This window comes from Paenibacillus sp. HGH0039 (genome assembly GCF_000411255.1).
Taxonomy (GTDB): domain Bacteria; phylum Bacillota; class Bacilli; order Paenibacillales; family NBRC-103111; genus Paenibacillus_F.
Genome location: NZ_KE150413.1, coordinates 1,269,594 through 1,289,330, shown reverse-complemented (window position 1 = coordinate 1,289,330; position 19,737 = coordinate 1,269,594). Strand labels below are relative to the sequence as shown.

Here is a 19,737-nt window from a genome sequence, read left to right as displayed (position 1 = left end):
GGCCTCCGGCGCTTGATGTTAATGTTTAACATATTATTCCTATGAAAGAACTAGGTTATAAGGAGGAACCCCCTTGGCAGCCAACAGACAAATCAAGCTATCCGCCTACCTCGTGGGCACCGGAATGCATGTCGCCTCGTGGAAACATCCGAACGCGCAGCGAAGCGCCAGCATCTCCATCGATTATTACAAAGCGCTCGCCCAAACGGCCGAACGCGGCAAGTTCGATATCGCTTTTATCGCCGACAGTCTCGCCATCAATGAGGATTCCCATCCGAATATCCTGAACCGTTTCGAACCGCTTACGCTCATTACCGCGCTTGCGGGCGCCACATCCAAAATCGGCGTCGTCGCCACCGCTTCCACGTCCTACATCGAGCCGTTCAATCTGGCGCGTTCCCTGCTGTCCGTCGATCAGATCAGCAAAGGCCGGGCAGGCTGGAATATCGTGACGACACGCGATCTGTCCGGCAGCACGGCCCGGAATTTCGGAGCGCAGGATCATCTGGAGCACGGCTTCCGTTACAAAAGGGCGGAGGAATTCGTCGAGGTCGTGACAGGGCTCTGGGATTCCTGGGAGGACGACGCCTTCGTGCAGGACAAGGAAAGCGGTGTTTTCTTCCATCCGGGTAAAATGCACCGCCTTAACCACCGGGGCGAATTCTTCTCCGTCGAGGGGCCGCTGAATATCGCGCGTTCCCCACAGGGGTATCCGGTGCTGGTGCAGGCGGGGACCTCGGAATCCGGCCAACAGTTCGCCGCCAAGCGGGCGGAAGTGATTTTCTCCATCAAATACAGCAAACAGGAAGCCCGGGAGTTTTACGACACGTTCAAAAGCAGAGTCGCCTCTTTCGGCCGTTCACCCGACGAGGTCGTCATTTTGCAGGGAATCTTTCCGGTAATCGGCCGAACTCAGGAAGAAGCGGACGAGAAATACAGGCAGCTCGAGTCGTATATTTCCGAGGAAACGGGTTTCAGCTTCCTGCAAGACTATTTCCCGGGTGTCGATTTCGCGGGCTTAACGCTGGAATCCCGTGCCGCCGATGCGGGGCTGGACCGCCTTGAGCTGGACAAATCCGATTACCGGAAGCATCAGCCTGTCATTGCCCGGGAGAATCCGACGCTCCGTGAAGTCTACTCCCTTCTTACGGGCTCCTTCAGCCGGGAAGACTGGGTCGGCACCCCGGAGAAAATCGCGGATACGCTCGAAGAGTGGTTTACGGAACGCGCAGCCGACGGTTTTATGCTGATGGCCCCGCTGCTGCCGGACGGACTTCACGATTTCGTGGAGGAAGTCGTCCCGCTTCTCCAGCAGCGCGGGCTGTTCCGCACGGAGTATGCGGGCGATACGCTCAGAGAGCACCTCGGTCTGAGCGTGCCGGAGAACCGCTATGCCCGGGAGGAAGTATCCCGCCCGTAAACGGGCACTCGCGAGCGTGCCGGAAGGCGGCCCCTTGCTTCGTGGCGTGCTTTTGCAGCGGGTATGTGCCGCCGCAAAAGCACGTAGAAAAGGAGCCCGGATTCCACGGGCTCCTTTTCTACGTGCAGGCTCGCTGCGATCTTGTATACTCGCTTGGACGCGTTCGCGCTTGCTGTGCGTTCTTGATGCTCGCTGGGCGTATGCTGCTTGCTTCGCTACGCTCTTGATGCCGGCTTTGGTGCTACGCGCTTCGCTGCGTGAATGACCGTTGCTTCGGCACGCAAACGGTTCGCTGTCACATTGGAGCGTGTGTGCTTCTCTGCGCCCCGCCCGGCGTAATGTCATTCGCTGCGTTCACGCCCCCGCTTTCCGGCGATGCAGTAGCTGCTAAGGTAAATGGAAGCATGGCTTCAAACATCGTAAAGCCCCGTGCTTAAATATCGCTCCCCCGTATCGGGAGCGATGCAGAGTACCTTCTTCCCTCTTCCGAGCTTCCGGGCAATCCGCATACCCGCCCACACGGCCGCTCCCGAGGAAGGCCCGAGAAGCAGCCCTTCCCGGCGGGCAAGCTCTCTGGCCGTCTCGTGCGCGTCCTCGTCCCCGATCTGCAGCACCTCGTCGTAGAGCTGCGTGTTGAGAACCGGCGGAATAAAGCTGGGACTGATTCCCGGGATACGGTGAGTCCCCGGCTCGCCGCCGGAGAGTAGAGGCGAACAGCGCGATTCGACGACGTAAATACGCAAATCCGGCAGTCTGGATTTAAGCGACTCCCCCGTGCCCGTTATCGTGCCTCCGGTGCCCGAGGTACATACGAATGCGTCCAGCCTTCCTTGCATCTGCTCCCATATTTCCGAAGCGGTCGTAAACCGGTGAACGTCGGCGTTGCCGGCATTCTCGAACTGGACGGGAACGAAGCTGCCGGGAATCCGCTTTTCCAGCTCCCTGGCTCTGCGGAGGCCGCCTTCGATCTTTTCTTCCGCCGGGTAGAGGACAACTTCCGCCCCATACGCTTGCAGAATTCCCGTACGCTCCGCCGACATGTTATCGGACATGATTACGATAAGCCTGTATCCCTTGACGGCCGCCACCATCGCCATGCCGATGCCCGTGTTTCCGCTGGTCACTTCGATGATCGTTCCACCGGGGAGCAGCCTTCCGTCCCGTTCGGCCTGCCCGATCATATGCCGGGCCGCACGATCTTTCACGCTTCCGCCGGGGTTGAACGACTCCAGCTTGACGTAAAGCTCGGCGTCGTTCTCACCCGACAGCCGCCGGATACGGACGACCGGAGTATCCCCGATCAGCTCCAGTACGCTGCCCGCCATTGCGGGACTGTGTCCGGCACCTTCAACCTTTTCTCCGTCTCTTGCAGACATGAGAGCCGCCTCCTCCCGCCTCTCGGATCGCGATGTCAGCTTCCGATCGTTACTTCTCCCGCCTCTCCGCTGCCGGAAGAATGCAGGACCTTACCCGTTATTTCCTGAGGTCTTTGCAGCAGATTTAAGATAGGGCAGACTTCCTCGACTCCCCGGTGAAGCTCGGCGATTTCTTCCTTGGAAGCGGCCGACTCGATGTGCAGGGTGTAACGGATGTTGTGAGGCCAGAAAGGAATCTCCTCGTAGCCGTCTTTTCCGGCAAACTTATGCAGCTCGCCTTCGACCTCCACTTCCAGCGATTCCAGCGGAACTCCGCGCAGGGCGGCCTGAATCAACGTGATGTGCGTCAGGCAGCTTCCGAGAACGCCCAGCTGAATCTCCGCCGAATTCGGCCCGAGGTCGAATCCGGCGAAATCCGGCAGGCTGTCGCTAAGAATCTGGAAATTCCGGATACGGATTTCCCTTACGCCGCTCCGGTCCTTGGCTCTTACCTTGGCCTTCAGCACGTCCGACGGCTGATTCGCGACTCGTTTGCGCTCCTCCTCACGCTCCTCCAAAGACTTCTTTTTGTCGGCCAAATAATCGTTTAACTGGCTCATAACGCTCACACTCCCGTTCCCATGGATTGAACTGCCGTTCCTTAACTAGCCCCGTCCGCCCTAAAGAACCCCTTCAGAACGGGTCAGGTTACGACCGCCCGACGAGCGGACTCCCCGCCCACGGCACTAATTCCACATGCATAATCTACGCAACAGCGCAGCAACGCAGCCAAACTCTATTAAACCGGCTCACACTGTTTCCGGCTGTTTCGTATACCGGTTGGCCGGTACCGGCAGTCCGAGGTTGCCCCGGAGCGTATCGCTTTCGTACTCCGTACGGAAAATGCCGCGCTCCTGCAGGATCGGCACCACATGATCCACGAAATCCTCCAGGCCGTTCGGAACGGCGGCGGAAAGCATAAAGCCGTCCACGGCGCCCGCTTCGAAATACTCCTGAATAAGGTCCGCGACCTTTTCGGGCGTTCCGACGAAACGTCCTTTCGGCGTTGCGGCCTGCAAAGCTACCTGACGAAGCGTAAGGTTTTTCTCCTTCGCTTCCTGCTTGATTTTGTCGGTCCCGCTTTGGAAGCTGTTCTTGCCAAGATCGCCGAGATCCGGGAACGGCTCATCCAGAGGATACTGCGAGAAATCGTGATGCTCGAAAAAACGGCCCAAATAATCGAGCGCCGTCTCGATCGTCACCAGATCCGCTACCTCTTGGTACTTGCGTTCCGCTTCCTCCTCGGTCGACCCGATAATCGGTCCGATGCCCGGGAAAATAAGCACTTCGTCCGGCGAACGCCCGTGCGAAGCGGCCCTCTCCTTCACTTCCTTGTAGAAACGGACGGCGTCTTCCAAGTTCTCCTGCCCGGCGAAAATGGCGTCCGCCACTTTAGCCGCATAGTTTTTGCCCACTTCAGAGGCTCCCGCCTGAAAAATAACCGGCTGCCCCTGTCTGGAACGGGCAATGTTCAGCGGGCCCCGGACGGAGAAAAATTCCCCCTGGTGATTCAAGGTGTGCAGCTTCTCCGGATCGAAAAATACGCCGGATTCCTTATCCCTCACGAAGGCGTCGTCTTCCCAGGAATCCCACAATCCTTTCGTCACATCCAAGTATTCTTCCGCGATTTTGTAGCGCAGATCGTGTTCGGGATGCGATTTGCCGTAATTTAACGCGGACCCTTCGAGCGGTGAAGTGACGACGTTCCACCCTGCGCGACCGCCGCTGATGGCGTCGAGGGAAGCGAACTGCCGGGCGACCGTAAACGGTTCGCTGTACGAGGTCGACAGGGTTCCGACGAGGCCGATGTGTGTACTCACGGCCGCCAGAGCGCTCAGAATCGTAATCGGTTCAAAACGGTTCAGGAAATGCGGGATCGACTTCTCGTTGATATATAACCCGTCGGCAATGAAGATCAGATCGAACTTGCCCGCTTCCGCCTTCCGTACCCACTTTTTGTACAACTCGATATTCACGCTCGCGTCCGGCTGCGCATCCGGGTGTCTCCACATCGCCGGGTTACCGCCGACCCCATGCAGAAGCGCGCCCAGCTTTAACTGTCTTTTTTTACTCATAATCGTTCCTCCCCTTCCGCTTTTCTTACACAGCCGCTACCCGTGATTTGATCCGTTCGATTTGCGCCAGATGAGTTTGCACATGCGCCGTAAAAGCATTCACGACAGACGCCAGGGTGACGGTCTCCCCTTTGAAATTGACACCGGTTTTCTCCCAGTCTTCCTCCGTAAGCCGCCGGAACAACACCGCGTTGTAGTGCAGCAGTGCCGCATAAGCGTCCAATAGTTCGGAAACGTCGCTTTCATTCGCCCGCTGTCCTTCCACCCAAGGGTCCTGGGCGAATCCCGGCAGGGTCTTATCCGAGCCCGCCAAAATTTCCCGGATGCGAAACGAGACTACGATATTGTGGTCGGCCAGATGCGCAAGCACCTCCGTAATGCTCCATTTTCCCGGAGCTTCTTTCCGCTTGAGCTGCTCTTCGTCCAGTCCCGCGACCGCCAGTTTCAATTGATCGTAAACCGATAAATAAAGTTGGATATCTACGTTTAAAATGCCGGAACCGCTCATTGTTCTTCCTCCTTATGCAGTCGTCCGGGGACTCTGGGCCCCTTGTGTAAAACGCGTCAAAGCAAACGGACGGATATCGAACGGCGTCCGTCCGTACAGCGTCAGATCGGCGAGAATCTCCCCGACGACACTGGCAAATTTGAACCCGTGACCGGAAAATCCTCCCGCCAGAAGAACGGACGGATGGGCCGGGTGACGGTCGATCATAAACTGTTCGTCGGGGGAAAGCTCGTATTTGCAGACGGCGCCCCGGTTCAGCCGGCCAGCCGCCTGGGGCATATAAGCTTCCAGCGCCCGGCGCAGATCCCCTTCGTCCTCTTCGTAACGGCCGAAAGGCTCCAGAGCCTCACCCGCCGTCCATTCCACGCCGGTGTCGTGTCTGCCGATTTTGACCCCCGCGCCGCCGATGTCCGGAAAGCCGTAGTAGCCTCCCTCGCCGCCGCCGATGGTGAATCCCGGGAAGCGGCCCGCACCGAACAGAGGCTGTTTCGGCTGAAACCAGCCTACCGTTTTGCGGACCGCCCGGACGGGTAGCTTCACGAACGGCTCCAGCGTCCGAAACCAGGCGCCGGTGGCGAGGATGGCCTGCTGCGCATAGTACACGCCCTGGTCCGTATGGACGGCGACCACGCCTTCCCGCACGTTCAGCTGGCGCACCGGCGTATCCGTCAGCAGCCGGGCTCCCGCCTCTTCGGCCAGCCTCCGGTAGGCGGCGACGCACTTCTCGCTGAAGAGATAGCCGGCGTCCGGCTCATACATCCCGGCGAAATGCTCCGGCAGCTCGAAACCCGGCCACCGGCGGCCGATCTCGTCCGCGTCCAGGAGCTCGACACGGACGCCGAGCTTCCGGGCGTCTTCGGCCCGGGTGCGGAACGCGTCCGCACCCGCAATGTTGATCACCCCGGACGGGACCATCAGCTCCGCGCCGGTCTCCGCCTGGAGCTCCTCCCAGAGCTCCTGGGCGCGCAGCGCCACCGTGATGTAGGCGGGCCCTCCACTGTAAGCATGGCGGATAAGCCGGGGCTCTCCGTGATGGCTGCCTTCCCCGTGCGGCGGGTTGAAGGCGTCGATGAGCAGCGTCCGCACCCCCTGCTTCGCCAGGTGATAGCCTGCGCTCATGCCCATCGAGCCCGCTCCGACCACGATGACGTCATACGTCATCCCGCCGTTCATCCGTTTGCTCCGCCTGCGGGCTGCCCGGAGAGTTCCAGGAGCGCACGCTGAGCCAGCTCCGAGAAAAATTGCGCGCTCACCGGAAGGGCCGCTTCATCCAGGTCGAACGCCGGATGATGCCACTCGTGCGGTCCGTCCGTCCCGACGAAGACGAAAAGCCCGGGAACTTCCCGCTGATAGAAGGCGAAGTCTTCGCCTGCCGGAGACGGAAGCGGCGTCACCGCTATGTAGCCCAGGCTCTCGGCCGTGCTTCTCGCGAGCGCGGCCAGCTCGGCCGAATTGTTCACGGGAGGCGGACCCTGGATCCAGCGGAGCGACGCTTTCGTCCCGCTGGCCGCCGCCACTCCCTCGACGACCTCGCGGAAGCGCGCCAGCACGCGGCTCCGTACGCCTTCGTCGAAGGTGCGGATCGTGCCCTCCAGCAGCGCTTTCTCCGGAATCACGTTCCAGGCGGTGCCGCTGTGCAGCTTCGTCACGCTGACGACGGCGCTGTCCAGCGAGCTGATGTTGCGGCTGACGATGGACTGGACCGCCGAAACGATCTGCGCGGATGCCACGATCGGATCGCTGCCGGCTTCGGGCAGGGCCGCGTGCGAGCCCCGGCCCTCTATCTCGGCGACGAAGCCGTCTGCAGCCGCCATCAGCGGGCCTTCTTTAATGCCGAGCGTCCCGACCGGCAGATCGGGTTTGTTGTGCAGCCCGAATACGGCCCGCACGTTCTCCAGCGCTCCGCTGCCGATCACTTTGAGAGCGCCGCTCGCTTTCTCCTCGGCCGGCTGGAACAGGAAGCGGACTGTGCCCGGAAGCTCCTCTTCCCTCTGCTTGAGCAGATAAGCCGCTCCGAGAACGGCCGCCGTGTGAAAATCGTGGCCGCAGGCGTGCATTTTCCCCGGAATCTTGGACGCGTAAGGAAGGCCGGTCTCTTCCCGGATCGGCAGCGCGTCAATGTCCGCCCGGATGGCGACCACAGGTCCCGGGCGCAGCCCCCCCACTTCGGCAATGAGCCCGGTCCGCAGGGAGTAAGGGGCGATGCGGATGCCGGCCTCCTCCAGCCAGGCTTTAATAAAAGCCGTCGTTTCGAATTCTTCGTGAGACAGCTCCGGATTCTCATGCAGATGGCGCCGGACCTCAACGAGTCTTGTGGCGAGCTCCTCCAGCTGCTCTTGATGTGCCAGTGTTTCGCTAGTCATGGCTTTCGTCCTCCTCTCGACTGAGACTGCTTAAGATTGCTTAAGAAGCGCGATGCGGCGGATTGCCGTCCGCCAATCGTGGCAGCTCAAGCCTCTACCGATACTCGCTGCCCGGCTGTTTCCGCATCCGCTTCCGTTTCAGCCGCCGTGTCCGCACCCGACAACGCTTCGATCAGCAGCTCGAACGACCGCACCCGCTTCGCAAAATCTTTGACCGCGGTCAAAACGATAAATTCGTCCACGCCGGTCGCCAGCTGCAGCTCCAGCAGCTCTTTCTTCACGGTTTCGATCGTCCCTTTCGTCACCGAAGGCTCCTTCACCTCGATCGTGAAGTTCTCGCTGCTCTGCTTACCGAATTCCTCCGCATGTTCCAAGGTGCTGACCGTAATCGTCCGGCCGCTCTCCAGATGGATCTTGACCAGCTTATGGTCCCCGGCCAGCTCCTCCGCTTCTTCCTCGCTTCCGGCCGCAATGACGGACAAAGCGAGTATCGCCGCCGGTTCGGCGCCGTCCGCGTAATTGAACTCGCTCCGGTACGTCCCGATGGCTTCCACGGCCGTCTGCGGGTCCCCGTTAATAAACAGCGAGAACACGTAAGGCAGACCCAGTTCCGCCGCAATCCGGGCGCTTCCCGTGCTCGCTCCGAGAACGTAAAGATCCGCGGGCCGCTCCGGTACCGGATTCGCACGGAGACCGGCCAGCGGATGATCTTCTTCCAGCCGGTTGTGAAGAAATTTGCGCAGCTCGACGATTTTGTCCGTCAGGGAATCGGCGTCTACGACGTTTTTCTGCAGCGCCTGCGTCGATCTCGGCAGGCCGCCGGGAGCGCGGCCGATCCCCAGATCGATCCTTCCCGGTCCGAGCGCGGACAGCACGTTAAAGTTTTCCGCAACTTTGTACGGGCTGTAATGCTGAAGCATGACGCCTCCCGATCCGAGCCGGATGCGTTCGGTTTTGGCCAGCAGATGGGAGATCAGCACTTCCGGCGAAGATCCGGCGACGTGCGCGGAATCGTGATGCTCCGCCACCCAGAAGCGGTGGTAGCCGAGCTCCTCCGCCCGCCGGGCCAGAGCGACGGTCCGCTTGAAAGCCTCCGTCCCGGTTTCGCCTTCGTAGATAGGGGTCTGGTCCAGAATACTCAGTTTAATGGCCATAACTTGGTTTCCTCCTTGTAAAAAAACGAATTCCGGCCGTACAGACAGAACCGTCTTTCCTGTTGCGTTTTTGCTGTTGCGTCTTTGCATTTTCGTTTTGCAGTTGCGTCTTTGCCGTACCGTCTTTTTCCGGCTCCACGTTTTAAATGGAATAGCTCAGTTCAGGCGTGATCCGCTTCAGAAACTGCCGGGTCCGCTCTTCCTTGGGCGCGTTGAACAGCTCTCCGGGCGGACCCTCCTCGACGATTACGCCGCCGTCCATAAAGACCACATGATTGGACACCTCTCTGGCGAATCCCATTTCATGCGTCACGACAATCATCGTAATGCCCTCTTTGGCGATTTTGCGGATGACCGCGAGCACTTCGCCGACCAGCTCGGGGTCCAGGGCCGAGGTCGGTTCGTCGAATAGAATGACCTCCGGATTCAGCGCCAGTGCCCGCGCGATTCCGACGCGCTGCTGCTGACCGCCGGACAATTGGCTCGGATAGGCGTCCAGTTTCCCGGATAATCCGACTTTCAGAAGCACTTCCGCGCTTCGCGCACGCGCCTCGTCTTTCGGAAACTTCTGCGCGACGACCAGTCCTTCCATCACATTTTCCAGAACGGTCTTGTGTTTGAACAAATTGTACTGCTGGAACACCATGGCGGTTTTCTTACGCAGCGTATGAATATCTTTGCGGCCCGAGCGCTTGCAGTCGACGGTAAAATCCCCGATCGTCACCTCGCCGGCGTTCGGCTTTTCCAGAAAATTAATGCACCGCAGCAGCGTCGTTTTGCCCGATCCGCTCGGCCCCAGGATAACGACGACTTCTCCTTTATGCACGGTCAGGTCAATGCCTTTCAGCACTTCCTGCTTCCCGAACGATTTTGAAATCCCGGTCAGTTTAATCATGCCACTCCACCCCGATTGTAAAGAGTAAACCGCTTCTCCAGAGCGGACGATGCCTTTTCCACCAGGACCGTAATTCCCCAGAACAGGAGAGCGGCCGCTATATAGGCTTCGAAAAACTTCCAGTTCGTAGACGCCACGATGTTGGCCTGGGCGTTAATTTCCACCACCGAGATGGTAAAAGCGAGCGTAGTCGCATGCAGCATGGAAATGACGGAGTTCGTCAAATTGGGCAAGCTGACCGCAAATGCCTGGGGAAACACGATGCGCCGCAGCGCCTGGGCAGTCGTCAGTCCGACAGCGTAAGCCGCCTCGATCTGCCCCCGGTCCACCGCCCCGATGCCCGCCCGGACCACTTCGGACATATAAGCCCCCGCCGTGATGGAGAAAGCGATGATCACGAAAGCGACGAGCGGGATGGAGCCCGAATTGAAGGACCATCCGTAACGGTCCGCGAGCGTATCCAGAACGGCCGGAAGTCCGAAATACACGAGGAACAAGTGCATCAGCATCGGCGTTCCCCGGATAAAGGTCACGTACGCAACCGCCGCCGGATGCAGAACCGGCACCCGGTAAATGCGCGCCAGCGCGATGCCCGTACCGATCAGCAGCCCTCCCAGAACGGAGACAGCCGTGATATACAGGGTCACCGGCAGAGCCGACAGCAGGCTCAGAAAGGCCGTGCCGATGAAGGCAGGATCAAGGTTCATAGCCCGGCGCCTCCTTTTTGATTTCCGGCTGAAGCCGTCTGAAGATGTTCAGGCGCGCCGCCGTTTTACCGGCCGTGTCCGCAAGCGGCCTGCTGTGGCGCAGCAGCCTTTTCTCGGCGGCGTCGAAGCCTTTCTGCAAAATAAAGCTGACGACGAAATAAATCAGCGACAGGGCGATATAAATTTCGATAAAATGCTGCGTCGCCGTGCCCAGCGTCTCGGATTTGCCCGTCATTTCCATGACGCCGAGCGTAAAGGCGAGCGAGGAATCTTTTAGGTTGCCGATGACCAGGTTGCCGAAAACGGGCAGCGCAATCCCGAGCGCCTGCGGCATAACGATCCGGGTGAATGCCTCGTACCCGTTCATGCCTACCGCATAGGCCGCCTCCACCTGCCCCCGGTCAACGGCCGCCACCGCCGACCGGATCATCTCGGAGACATAGGCGCCGGTGTGCAGCGAATAGGTGAGAATGACGAACAGGAGCACCGGCGTTTTGGACACGTCCACCTGGACGATTTTCAGCAATTCCGGCAGTCCGTAATAGATCAGGAACAGTTGGATGAGAATCGGCGTCCCCCGGAAGAAGGACACGTAGACTTGACTGATCCGCCTCAGGACGGGCACGTTATACAGCCGGGGCAAAGCGATAAGAAACCCGATGATCAGCCCCAGCGCGATGGAGCTTCCCACGATCAGCAGCGTGATGTGCAGATAGGAAAGCAGCTTCGGAATAAAGAAGAAGATATAGTCCGCCTCGAATCTTCTGCCCATGATACCACCTCTCTCGTACGAACCTTCGGGTTCTTATTTCTTCTGCTTGCCCACGTGCGAGAAATCCTGGCCGAGCCACTGAATGCTCAGCTTGGACAGCGTTCCGTCCGCCTTCACTTCCTTGATCGCCTGGTCGATCCGGTCGGCCAGCTTTCCGTCCGTTTTGCGGAATACATACAGCACATCCGATTCTGTCAAAGGTTCGCCGACCGTTTTCAGCGCGACTTTGCCGTCTTTGTCCGTATAGTTGCGGAGGGCGAAATCCGACGTCACCGTGGCGTCGATGCGCCCTTTGCGGATTTTATCGACCAGATCGTTGGCCGTGGCGTTGTCGTACACGATCTCGATGGCGTTGTTGTTCTTCTTGTTGTACTCCTGGAGGATGTACGCTTCGTTGCTTGTCGCTCCGGTGCGGACTTTCTTACCTTTCAGATCGTCGATGGTTTTGATGGTGTCGTTGTTGATCTCGACGGCGACTTTGTTCAGGAAAATGCTGTACGGCTCTTTATTGAACAAATATTTCTGCTCGCGCTCCGGATTTTTTTCCATTTGATGGGCGATCAAGTCGATCTTGTTCGTTTCCAGGCTGAGCAGCAGACTCTGGAACTCCATCGTTTTGAATTCGAACTCGTATTCCGGTATCCGCTTGTCGAGCTCTTTGATCAGCTCCACGTCAAACCCCGTCAGCTTGCCGTTCTGGTCGATAAAGCACACCTGCGGGAACTTGGTCCCCGTGCCGACTATGACCTTCTGGACCTTGCCCGCCGGGCTTTCTCCCGGTTTGTCCGTGGCCGCCGAGGTCGTCCCTCCGCCCGTTTCAACGGCTTTGCCGCAGCCCGCAGACGCTGCCGCCAGTAATAAAATTCCTGCACCCGCCAACCATTTGCTAACCTGTTTCTTCATTAGACTCGCTCCCCCGCTTCATTATGGATAGTTATGTATAGTGATCGTCCAGCCCTGATTAAGTCCGAACCCGTGCGGTGTATGTCTCTTGCGGCTGAAGGTCTGCCTGCATCGTTGTGATTTGTAAGCATGTCTGTTCAAATTCCCTGCACATGCTTTCTCTTTGCCGACCGCCTTGCCTAACGGCTCTTATGTACCGGATTCTTCTATGAGGCCGTAAAAAAGGCGGATTCGCGCAGCTCCAGCCGGTAGCTTTTGACAAGCACCTCGCCGTTATGGAACTCCTTGTCAAACGCGCGCTGGAATCCCAGCCGCTCATACAGGCTCACGGCGGAAGCCATCATATCGGACGTATGAAGATGAAGCGTGGAAGCCCCGAGCTCCAGGGAGCGTTTCGCGCTTTCTTTAATAAGCTCCGTCGCGACGCCCCTGCCCCGCGCTTCCGGCGATACGGACAAATAGCGGATAATCGGCGTATAGATTTCCAGCTCCGGCCTGCCGTAAGCCGCCTCCGAGGAAACGAACAGCTGGACGGTTCCGACGATTTTCCCTTCCGCCTCGGCGACCAGCCGTGCGACGGGATTGCCTTTGTCGGCGGCGCCGCCGATATCTTCGAGGTACTGCTGCCATCTTTGCGCGGACATGACGTCGGCATACTGCAGATAAGCTTCAAGCATCACCGCGCGGACCGCTTCGCGATCCGCCTCTGCCGCTTCACGGATGACGATGGAGGGTGAGCTTCCCATAGACCTGACACTCCTTTTTCTCCTAGGTGTGGAACTCCGCGTAACAACGCAAAAAGCCAGAGAGGTCACTAGAAGCGACTTCTCCGGCTGTCCGGTCGATACTCGACAATTCAAAGCGGAATACTAAGTTTTTAATACTGTACCACTAAAGCGGGACGTTATCAACCATTTTTTGTTGTTTTTTTGGGGAAGCTGAACGGTTAAGATATTATGAAGTCCCGGAACACGCATACCCGGCTGCATGTGGTTCCGGCTGTTCGATCTTCACTTCGCGGACCCTGCTCACGATAAACGGGCTGCACAAAAAAAGGCTGCATGCCGCAGCCGTCTTACAGCTTTTTCTCATACAGGTTAGCGCGCCATCCGTCTCCCCGCACGGTTTCCAAATAAACGAAGCCGGCGTTCCGGTAATACGCGTTGAGCCCGGAGTTCTCCGACATGCAGTCCAGCCGGAAATACGTTTTGCCCGCCCGCCTGATATAACCTTCCGCCCATTCGAGCAGCCGGGTTCCCAGCCGGAGTCCGCTGCGCTTGCGCGTCACAACGAGCCGGTGAAGATAGCCCGCATCGCCGCGGTCCCTCTCTCCCCAAAGAGGCTTATCGCTCCACTGGAGCATGAAGCAGCCCACGGCCTCGCCGCCCGAATAAGCGATAAACATTTCATAATCGGCCATCAGGCCCGCGATATACTCCCGGGTGAACGTCTTCTCGTCCCAGAGCAGAATGCCCCGCGAAACTCTCCAGCGGGCCGCTTCCACATACAGCTCCTGCAAAAGAGCCGTGTCGGCCGGACCCGCTCTTCCGATTTCCAGTTCTGCCCCCGCGTCCGGACACGTACTCACCGGCTAAACCTCCTTTAAAGCCCCCTTTAACGGAAGGAAGATTTAAGTCCAGTCATTCTTATGCTCAGAGATGAATGTAATGTCATTTCGATAATGTTCAAGATGACCGGCATCTAGCATCTTTTGAAAAGCAAGGTCGCCTTCACTCGCTCTTCTTGTTATCGTTTTACATAATCCTTCCAATCGCAGCAGTACCATGTCTATATAATTTTCCGCAAATCCTTCCCCGTAAGAATCAAAAAACAAGTTCACTCTGTTTTTAATGCGGGAAGCGTCTTGAACGGAATCATAATAAACGATTTCGCCTGTTTCCGTAAGATACAATCGGCTTAACGGCACACAAGTGTACAGAGTATAAGCTATGTCCCAAAGCCGCGGACCGGGTCCGGCCGCATCAAAATCAATAATCCCTATCGGTCTTTCCTGCTGAAAAATCATGTTGTATACGGCAAAATCGTTGTGGCATATTACTTCCAAAGGTTGTGGAGTACCATCTAACGGCTGCCAGCCGTCATCAAATGAAAAGTCGCTTACCGCATCATGATAGAGACGGAGCATTTTCGCAATTTCCTGTAAGACATCATCTGACCGCATATAGTTCTTCAGAGGATAATTGCCGGCTTCTCCTTCGATAAAGGATAAAATTTCTCTTCCTTTTTCATCGATACCCAGGTATTTAGGGGCATACCCGTATCCTTTGTGGTCAAGATGGTTTAACAGGGCATGAATTTTGGGGCTGTTCGGCTTTAATTCCCGTCTGACTGTATGACCCGACCTATATACCTTTGAAACGTTGCCACCGGCTAACAATTCCTCATTTGAATGATTAGACATCTAAGCACCTCCTTTTTTTTGTACGCATCCGAAAAGAAGTACACTCGGCAGATTCGGGCTCTTTCCTAATCCCGGACATCCGAGGCCCGGACAGTTCCTTCCTCCCATACGCGCTCCAGAATCGCGTCCACGGTTTCCTCCGGCGTCAAATCGGTCGAGTCCAGCCACAAACCAACCCGCGGGGTTTCCGCGTGCAGCACGCCGTTCAGTGCGGATACGGTCCATACGCCGTATCCCGTCTTGGACCGGGCCGCTTCTCTGCGCGCGACTTCCTCTTCGCCGGGACACAATACGATCACGTACAGGGGCCGGTCCTCCAGCAGCGCAAGGAAGTCGTTCAGCACGCGGCCTACCACGACATCCTGCATCACGACGGTGAATCCGGCGGAATAGTAGGTGTCGGCGGCTTGAGTCGTCAGCCTGTACCGCAGCAGAAGCTGCTCCATCTGATCCGCTTCCGCATCCGGATGGACTTCCTTGCGGTCGTTGACGATCATTTTGCGGAAATGATCTCCCCGGAGATGAACCGATTTCTCGAATCGCTCCGCCAACAGCTGCGCGACCGTCGATTTGCCGCTTGCCATAATGCCGGTCACCAAAAACATCGCATGAATATCCCGAATCATACCAATCTCCTCCTCTTGCGGACGATTTCTCATGTTTCCATTGTAGCCAATCGCCGGCAAGGCACCGTAAGGAGAGTTTCGTTATAATTAAACCGGCCGACGCACGTCCGTGTACCAACGTATCCATATCCGCTGCCGGCATGCGGAAGGTAAGGATTCCATACACTAAGATATAACAACTCTTGCATCCAGAAAGGAGACCGGCCATGTACGGTTTTGCACCCCCGCCGCCGCTTCCTCCATCACCCGGATACCGGGCAGGCAAACCGGCCGCCATTGAAGTTACGGGCGACGGAATCGTCTCCGTCATTCCCGACCAAGCCGTGATCGTGCTGGGAGCCGTCACGGAGGGAGAATCCCTCTCACCCTTGCAGGCCGAGAACGCCCGGATCATCTCGGCCGTGATCGACTCCCTGCTGCAGCTCGGAATTTCCCGGGACAACATCCAGACGGACGAATTCCGGATCGATCCCCAGTACGACTTCCAGGACGGCAAACAAATTTTTCGCGGCTACCGGGTCACTCATCTGCTGAAAATTACGACGGAACGGGTCGGAGAAACCGGGACGATTGTCGATACCGCCGTTTCCAAAGGCGCCAACTCCGTCTCCGGGATCTCCTTCCGGACGTCCCAGCCGCAGAAATACAGCAAGGAAGCGCTGGCCCTCGCCGTCCGGAACGCCCGGGAGAAGGCGCAGACAATAGCGGCTTCCCTCGGGGTCACCCTGGCGGCGGTTCCGGAGTCCGTCCGGGAGATCAGCCGCCAGAACGAGCCCGTGCCGTTCAAGGCCTCGGTGCTGGCCGCCAGTCCGGCAACCCCGATCCAGCCGGGAGAGCTGCAGGTTTATGCGGCGGTTAGCGAGCGGTACACCTTCAGCTAGCGCGGGGCCGGGCACACCAAAAAAAGAGCGTATCCCGTCAGTTGGGGACACGCTCTTTTTGGGGCTAGGGCCAGACAGCACAACGAAGAGAGCGTATCCGTCAGCCGGGATACGCTCTCTTTCGCTGGAGCAGGATCACGGTAGATATTCGCCCCGTGCCATGCCGAAACGCACCCGGGATTCGCGGGCGGTCCCGGCGGCTCCGCGGAACGGCGTTTGCCTGCCGCCGCCACGGCCGGGCCCGCTCAGAAATCGCGGGCCAAGTCAGACGCACGCCAAGACCCGCGCTGTGTCCGCTCCGCTCTGGCTTGGCTCTGGCTCGGCCCCGGCTACGCTCTGATTACGCTCCCTTGCGGCCTCGCTTGACTTTGCTCCGCTCCCTTGCGGCTTTCGCTTGACTTTGCTCCGGCTCCGGCTACGCTCCCGTCCGGCCCCGGCTCGGCTCCGCCTACGCTCCAGTCGGCGTTCCGGCTCTCGCCCGGGCCAGCCCTGCGCAGGGCTGAGGCTTGTCAGCCGCAGCCCGCTTACGACGCGCTCGCCGCAGCCGCAGGCTCCGAGACGATGCGCGTCACGCTCTTGCGGCCGTCCACACCGACCGGGACTTCGCCGGCAATCGTGACCCGGCGGACGACCCGATGCTGGTCGCCGTAATCGTTCACGGCGTAATGCTGCGTGGCGCGGTTATCCCAGACCGCCACGTCGCCTTCGGCCCAGCGCCAGCGCACGGTATTTTCCAGGCTTGTGATATGTTCCTGGAACAAGGCGATAAGCTTCTGGGAATCGGCGATGGAGAAGCCTTCGATTTTTTTGGCGAAGCCGCCCAAAACCAGTGTCTTCTCTCCCGTTTCCGGGTGAACGCGGACGAGCGGATGCTCCGTTTCGTAGACCGTGGAAGCGAAGCTCTCCCGGTATTTCCGTGCCGCTTCGCTGCCCAGGGCGTTAACCGTTCTGGCTGTGGCCGCATAATCGAAATCATTGGTGTGCAGCACCCGCAGCTTGTCGGCCAGCTCGCGCAGCTCCGCAGGAAGGAGTTCATAAGCGGCTGCCGTATTCGCCCACACCGTATCCCCGCCCGATTCGGGAATCACAATTCCCCGGAGGATAGAAGCAGCCGGATATGCATCGACAAACGTCACATCCGTGTGCCACACGTTGGCGCGTCCACCGTGAGTCGAATCCAGCTCCAGAACGTAATCCGTGCCGTCTTTGGGCTTGATCGTCGGGTGGGCGATCGGACTGCCGAGCAGCTTTGTAAACTCTTCCTGTCCGGCATTGTCCAGGTGATTCTGACCCCGGAAGAAAATAACCTTATGCCGGAGCAACTTTTCGCGGATAAAACCTACCGTGCTTGCATCGAGACTGCCGGACAATGAAATCCCTTCAATAATAGCACCAATTCTTCCTGAAACCGGGGTTACCTTCACTTGTTCACTCATGTTCTTTTCCTCCTTTAAAATGGTTGATTTATCGTCAGCGGCAAGCCCGGACCGGCAGCTCGGCTGCCTTACCCGGGACTATCCCTTGTAATTGTCGCGCCATTTCAGCAGCCGCTCTTCCAGCAGCCGCACGACGGAATCCACAAGCTTGCCGACAACAGCGAAAATAAGGATGCCCACAAACACGGCGGTCGTTCTGGAAAACTGCCTGGCATCCTGGATCATATACCCGATGCCTTCGCTCGATCCCATCAGCTCCGCAACGACGAGCCCCAGCCAGGCGACGCCCAGCGACAGCCTGAGTCCGAGCAGAACATTCGGCAGCGCCGAGGGGAGCACCAGCTTCGTAATTTGCCGGAAACGGCTGAACTCCAGCACTTTGGCTACGTCAAACAGCTTGGAGTCCACGTTCCGGACACCGAGGAATGTATTCACATACAGCGGGAAGAAAGCTCCCAGCGCGATCAGCAAAATTTTGGACAACTCGTCGAACCCGAACCAGAGTATAAAAAGCGGCGTGATCGCAAGATGCGGAACAGTGCGGAGCATCTGTAAAGTAGGGTCGAGCATGTACTCGGCTCTTTTCCTCAAACCGACCAGCAGACCGATCAGGAGACCGAGCGAGCCGCCAAGCAAAAAGCCGTAGGCCGCCCGCTGCACGCTCACCCTCAGATGATGGAAAAGCTCGCCGGATTGAACCATGGCCGCGAATTCCTCCGCAATGCTGAGCGGTGAAGGAAATAGCGTCGCGGAGACCAGTTTCAGCCCGCTTACCGTCTGCCAGACGACAAGCGCCGCCAGCGGCAGCACGAGCCCGAGCAGGACGATTTTCAGTTTGCCTCCGCGTCTGGCGGATGCCCTGCCGGCTGCGGCTTGTCTCCCTTCCCTCTCTTCCAGATCCTTGGCGGCCGGAGAAGACGGATTTAATTGTCCCAAAGCTGACACGGTCTTCGCCTCCTTCTCCTTATTTAGCCGGTTTCACGGCTTCAATCGCTTTGCTGTCCGTATTTCGCGTCACGTCGATTTTCTTCTTGATAAAGCCCGCTTCCAGGAGGATGTCCGCCGAAGCCTGCTGGATACTGAAGATCTCTTTCGAAATCGGAACGTTCGAATATTCGGTATTTTGTACCACCAGCTCGATCGTCGCCCGGTCCGCCTTCTTCGCCTTCGCTATGAACTCGACGACCTCATCCCGGTGCCCCTTCTGAAACTCGATCGCTTTCTCGAATCCTTTCAGGAAAGCTTCCGCCGCCCCCGGGTGATCCTTGATAAAATCGGTCCGGCCGATCGTAAGCACCGGCGCTTTGATGTTCAGAGCTTCCCCGCTCGTCAGGACGCGCGCGCCGTTTTTGGCGATTTGGATGCTCGTATACGGGTCCAGTCCGACCCAGGCATCCACCGCCCCCGATTCGAAAGCGGCGACAGATTCTTCCGCCTGAAGCTGAATGAGTTGGAAGTCGGATTCTTTCAGCCCCGCCTGCTTAACCGCTTTGATGAAAAAAACATGAAGCGTAGTCCCCTTGGCAATGGCGATCTTTTTCCCTTTCAAATCCGCAAGGCTCTGGGCGGTGCTTTTGGCCGGAACGATCACGATGTTGAGCCCTTTCAAGCCCTCGGAGAGCAGAGACAGCGTCGTGACCGGCAGGTTGTTCGCCTGAGCGGATATCGCCGCCCCGTCCCCGAGCCAGGAGAAATCGACGCGTCCCGCGGCCAGTGCCTCCAGAAGAGCCGGTCCGCTCGGAAACTCGGACCATTTGACGTCCCCGCCGATTTTGGCGAACTCCTCCTCGAACCAGCCTTTCTCCTTGGCCAGGAGAAGCAGCCCTCCGCCCCCGTTGTTAGCGAGGTTGACGGTATATTTGCCCTTAGGCGCGTCCGTCCCGGAGGCGTTTGTCGCGGCCTGTCCGGCGCCGCATCCCGTAAGTCCGGCCAAGCCTATGGCGAGTGCCGCGGCCGCTAACGATGCTTGTAGTTTGTTCATCCGCCGTGCCCCTTTGCACAAAAATTTTGGGTACAAAAAAGACACCCGACAGCGCGCGTTAAGCGGGCCGTGCAAGGTGCCACCAGTGGACCGGTAGGATACCAGAGTTATCGATTGACTCCTAAAAACATTTAAACCTCATATTCACATAAAAATAGTTGGTTTTAAGAGTCGACTAA

General features: G+C 58.2%; 20 protein-coding genes. 2 read left to right on the top strand and 18 right to left on the bottom strand.

Features of this window, described 5'->3' with window-relative positions; translation table 11 throughout:
* Positions 1 to 73: 73 nt before the first annotated feature.
* Positions 74 to 1,420, top strand: a complete 1,347-nt coding sequence (locus tag HMPREF1207_RS20190) for an LLM class flavin-dependent oxidoreductase (protein WP_009675301.1) — start codon at positions 74 to 76, stop codon at positions 1,418 to 1,420.
* Between the two features lie 410 nt (positions 1,421 to 1,830).
* Here the strand turns inward: HMPREF1207_RS20190 and cysK are convergent, their stop codons facing one another.
* From cysK to HMPREF1207_RS20115, 15 genes are all read right to left on the bottom strand, one after another.
* The gene (gene cysK / locus HMPREF1207_RS20185; protein ID WP_009675296.1) at positions 1,831 to 2,796 is read right to left on the bottom strand and encodes a cysteine synthase A; all 966 of its coding nucleotides are present in this window, start codon (positions 2,794 to 2,796) and stop codon (positions 1,831 to 1,833) included.
* 35 nt (positions 2,797 to 2,831) lie between these two features.
* Positions 2,832 to 3,395, bottom strand: coding sequence for an OsmC family protein (locus HMPREF1207_RS20180; protein ID WP_009675294.1), 564 nt, complete (start codon positions 3,393 to 3,395; stop codon positions 2,832 to 2,834).
* Between the two features lie 189 nt (positions 3,396 to 3,584).
* Positions 3,585 to 4,910, bottom strand: a complete 1,326-nt coding sequence (locus tag HMPREF1207_RS20175; RefSeq protein ID WP_009675318.1) for an LLM class flavin-dependent oxidoreductase — start codon at positions 4,908 to 4,910, stop codon at positions 3,585 to 3,587.
* 25 nt (positions 4,911 to 4,935) lie between these two features.
* Positions 4,936 to 5,418, bottom strand: coding sequence for a DinB family protein (locus tag HMPREF1207_RS20170; RefSeq protein WP_009675297.1), 483 nt, complete (start codon positions 5,416 to 5,418; stop codon positions 4,936 to 4,938).
* A gap of 12 nt (positions 5,419 to 5,430) precedes the next feature.
* The gene (gene solA / locus HMPREF1207_RS20165; RefSeq protein WP_009675284.1) at positions 5,431 to 6,591 is read right to left on the bottom strand and encodes an N-methyl-L-tryptophan oxidase; all 1,161 of its coding nucleotides are present in this window, start codon (positions 6,589 to 6,591) and stop codon (positions 5,431 to 5,433) included.
* Complete coding sequence (locus HMPREF1207_RS20160; protein WP_009675315.1) at positions 6,588 to 7,781, bottom strand: amidohydrolase; 1,194 nt, start codon at positions 7,779 to 7,781, stop codon at positions 6,588 to 6,590. The genes solA and HMPREF1207_RS20160 overlap by 4 nt, the downstream gene beginning before the upstream one ends.
* Before the next feature lie 86 nt (positions 7,782 to 7,867).
* Complete coding sequence (locus tag HMPREF1207_RS20155) at positions 7,868 to 8,935, bottom strand: LLM class flavin-dependent oxidoreductase (protein ID WP_009675289.1); 1,068 nt, start codon at positions 8,933 to 8,935, stop codon at positions 7,868 to 7,870.
* Between the two features lie 142 nt (positions 8,936 to 9,077).
* Positions 9,078 to 9,830: an amino acid ABC transporter ATP-binding protein gene (locus HMPREF1207_RS20150; RefSeq protein WP_009675317.1), complete on the bottom strand. Its 753-nt coding sequence runs from the start codon at positions 9,828 to 9,830 to the stop codon at positions 9,078 to 9,080.
* On the bottom strand, positions 9,827 to 10,537 hold the full coding sequence (locus tag HMPREF1207_RS20145; protein ID WP_009675286.1) for an amino acid ABC transporter permease: 711 nt from the start codon (positions 10,535 to 10,537) through the stop codon (positions 9,827 to 9,829). The genes HMPREF1207_RS20150 and HMPREF1207_RS20145 overlap by 4 nt, the downstream gene beginning before the upstream one ends.
* Positions 10,527 to 11,309: an amino acid ABC transporter permease gene (locus tag HMPREF1207_RS20140; protein WP_009675314.1), complete on the bottom strand. Its 783-nt coding sequence runs from the start codon at positions 11,307 to 11,309 to the stop codon at positions 10,527 to 10,529. The genes HMPREF1207_RS20145 and HMPREF1207_RS20140 overlap by 11 nt, the downstream gene beginning before the upstream one ends.
* Before the next feature lie 33 nt (positions 11,310 to 11,342).
* On the bottom strand, positions 11,343 to 12,212 hold the full coding sequence (locus HMPREF1207_RS20135; protein ID WP_009675291.1) for a transporter substrate-binding domain-containing protein: 870 nt from the start codon (positions 12,210 to 12,212) through the stop codon (positions 11,343 to 11,345).
* A gap of 206 nt (positions 12,213 to 12,418) precedes the next feature.
* Positions 12,419 to 12,958, bottom strand: a complete 540-nt coding sequence (locus HMPREF1207_RS20130) for a GNAT family N-acetyltransferase (RefSeq protein ID WP_009675304.1) — start codon at positions 12,956 to 12,958, stop codon at positions 12,419 to 12,421.
* A gap of 329 nt (positions 12,959 to 13,287) precedes the next feature.
* On the bottom strand, positions 13,288 to 13,800 hold the full coding sequence (locus HMPREF1207_RS20125; protein WP_009675281.1) for a GNAT family N-acetyltransferase: 513 nt from the start codon (positions 13,798 to 13,800) through the stop codon (positions 13,288 to 13,290).
* Between the two features lie 42 nt (positions 13,801 to 13,842).
* Positions 13,843 to 14,634, bottom strand: a complete 792-nt coding sequence (locus HMPREF1207_RS20120; protein WP_009675282.1) for a phosphotransferase — start codon at positions 14,632 to 14,634, stop codon at positions 13,843 to 13,845.
* Positions 14,635 to 14,699: 65 nt separating this feature from the next.
* Complete coding sequence (locus tag HMPREF1207_RS20115; protein ID WP_009675300.1) at positions 14,700 to 15,260, bottom strand: AAA family ATPase; 561 nt, start codon at positions 15,258 to 15,260, stop codon at positions 14,700 to 14,702.
* Between the two features lie 206 nt (positions 15,261 to 15,466).
* Here HMPREF1207_RS20115 and HMPREF1207_RS20110 point away from each other — a divergent pair, with 206 nt between their 5' ends.
* Positions 15,467 to 16,141: an SIMPL domain-containing protein gene (locus tag HMPREF1207_RS20110; RefSeq protein WP_009675308.1), complete on the top strand. Its 675-nt coding sequence runs from the start codon at positions 15,467 to 15,469 to the stop codon at positions 16,139 to 16,141.
* A 524-nt stretch (positions 16,142 to 16,665) separates the two neighbouring features.
* On the opposite strand, the gene HMPREF1207_RS20105 is transcribed toward HMPREF1207_RS20110, so the two are convergent.
* From HMPREF1207_RS20105 to HMPREF1207_RS20095, 3 genes are all read right to left on the bottom strand, one after another.
* Positions 16,666 to 17,577: a TauD/TfdA dioxygenase family protein gene (locus tag HMPREF1207_RS20105; protein WP_009675298.1), complete on the bottom strand. Its 912-nt coding sequence runs from the start codon at positions 17,575 to 17,577 to the stop codon at positions 16,666 to 16,668.
* Between the two features lie 78 nt (positions 17,578 to 17,655).
* The gene (locus HMPREF1207_RS20100) at positions 17,656 to 18,411 is read right to left on the bottom strand and encodes an ABC transporter permease (protein ID WP_231392163.1); all 756 of its coding nucleotides are present in this window, start codon (positions 18,409 to 18,411) and stop codon (positions 17,656 to 17,658) included.
* 130 nt (positions 18,412 to 18,541) lie between these two features.
* Entirely contained in the window at positions 18,542 to 19,558 is a 1,017-nt protein-coding gene (locus HMPREF1207_RS20095; protein ID WP_009675299.1) for an aliphatic sulfonate ABC transporter substrate-binding protein, read from the bottom strand.
* Positions 19,559 to 19,737 lie beyond the last annotated feature (179 nt).

Bases quoted from the DNA above. Each gene is read 5' to 3' on its own strand.
- HMPREF1207_RS20160 (WP_009675315.1), bottom strand. From the start codon at position 7,781: ATGACTAGCGAAACACTGGCACATCAAGAGCAGCTGGAGGAGCTCGCC.
- solA (WP_009675284.1), bottom strand. From the start codon at position 6,591: ATGAACGGCGGGATGACGTATGACGTCATCGTGGTCGGAGCGGGCTCG.
- HMPREF1207_RS20115 (WP_009675300.1), bottom strand. From the start codon at position 15,260: ATGATTCGGGATATTCATGCGATGTTTTTGGTGACCGGCATTATGGCA.
- HMPREF1207_RS20095 (WP_009675299.1), bottom strand. From the start codon at position 19,558: ATGAACAAACTACAAGCATCGTTAGCGGCCGCGGCACTCGCCATAGGC.
- HMPREF1207_RS20155 (WP_009675289.1), bottom strand. From the start codon at position 8,935: ATGGCCATTAAACTGAGTATTCTGGACCAGACCCCTATCTACGAAGGC.
- HMPREF1207_RS20120 (WP_009675282.1), bottom strand. From the start codon at position 14,634: ATGTCTAATCATTCAAATGAGGAATTGTTAGCCGGTGGCAACGTTTCA.
- HMPREF1207_RS20170 (WP_009675297.1), bottom strand. From the start codon at position 5,418: ATGAGCGGTTCCGGCATTTTAAACGTAGATATCCAACTTTATTTATCG.
- HMPREF1207_RS20150 (WP_009675317.1), bottom strand. From the start codon at position 9,830: ATGATTAAACTGACCGGGATTTCAAAATCGTTCGGGAAGCAGGAAGTG.
- HMPREF1207_RS20175 (WP_009675318.1), bottom strand. From the start codon at position 4,910: ATGAGTAAAAAAAGACAGTTAAAGCTGGGCGCGCTTCTGCATGGGGTC.
- HMPREF1207_RS20130 (WP_009675304.1), bottom strand. From the start codon at position 12,958: ATGGGAAGCTCACCCTCCATCGTCATCCGTGAAGCGGCAGAGGCGGAT.
- HMPREF1207_RS20140 (WP_009675314.1), bottom strand. From the start codon at position 11,309: ATGGGCAGAAGATTCGAGGCGGACTATATCTTCTTCTTTATTCCGAAG.
- HMPREF1207_RS20135 (WP_009675291.1), bottom strand. From the start codon at position 12,212: ATGAAGAAACAGGTTAGCAAATGGTTGGCGGGTGCAGGAATTTTATTA.
- HMPREF1207_RS20105 (WP_009675298.1), bottom strand. From the start codon at position 17,577: ATGAGTGAACAAGTGAAGGTAACCCCGGTTTCAGGAAGAATTGGTGCT.
- cysK (WP_009675296.1), bottom strand. From the start codon at position 2,796: ATGTCTGCAAGAGACGGAGAAAAGGTTGAAGGTGCCGGACACAGTCCC.
- HMPREF1207_RS20110 (WP_009675308.1), top strand. From the start codon at position 15,467: ATGTACGGTTTTGCACCCCCGCCGCCGCTTCCTCCATCACCCGGATAC.
- HMPREF1207_RS20180 (WP_009675294.1), bottom strand. From the start codon at position 3,395: ATGAGCCAGTTAAACGATTATTTGGCCGACAAAAAGAAGTCTTTGGAG.
- HMPREF1207_RS20145 (WP_009675286.1), bottom strand. From the start codon at position 10,537: ATGAACCTTGATCCTGCCTTCATCGGCACGGCCTTTCTGAGCCTGCTG.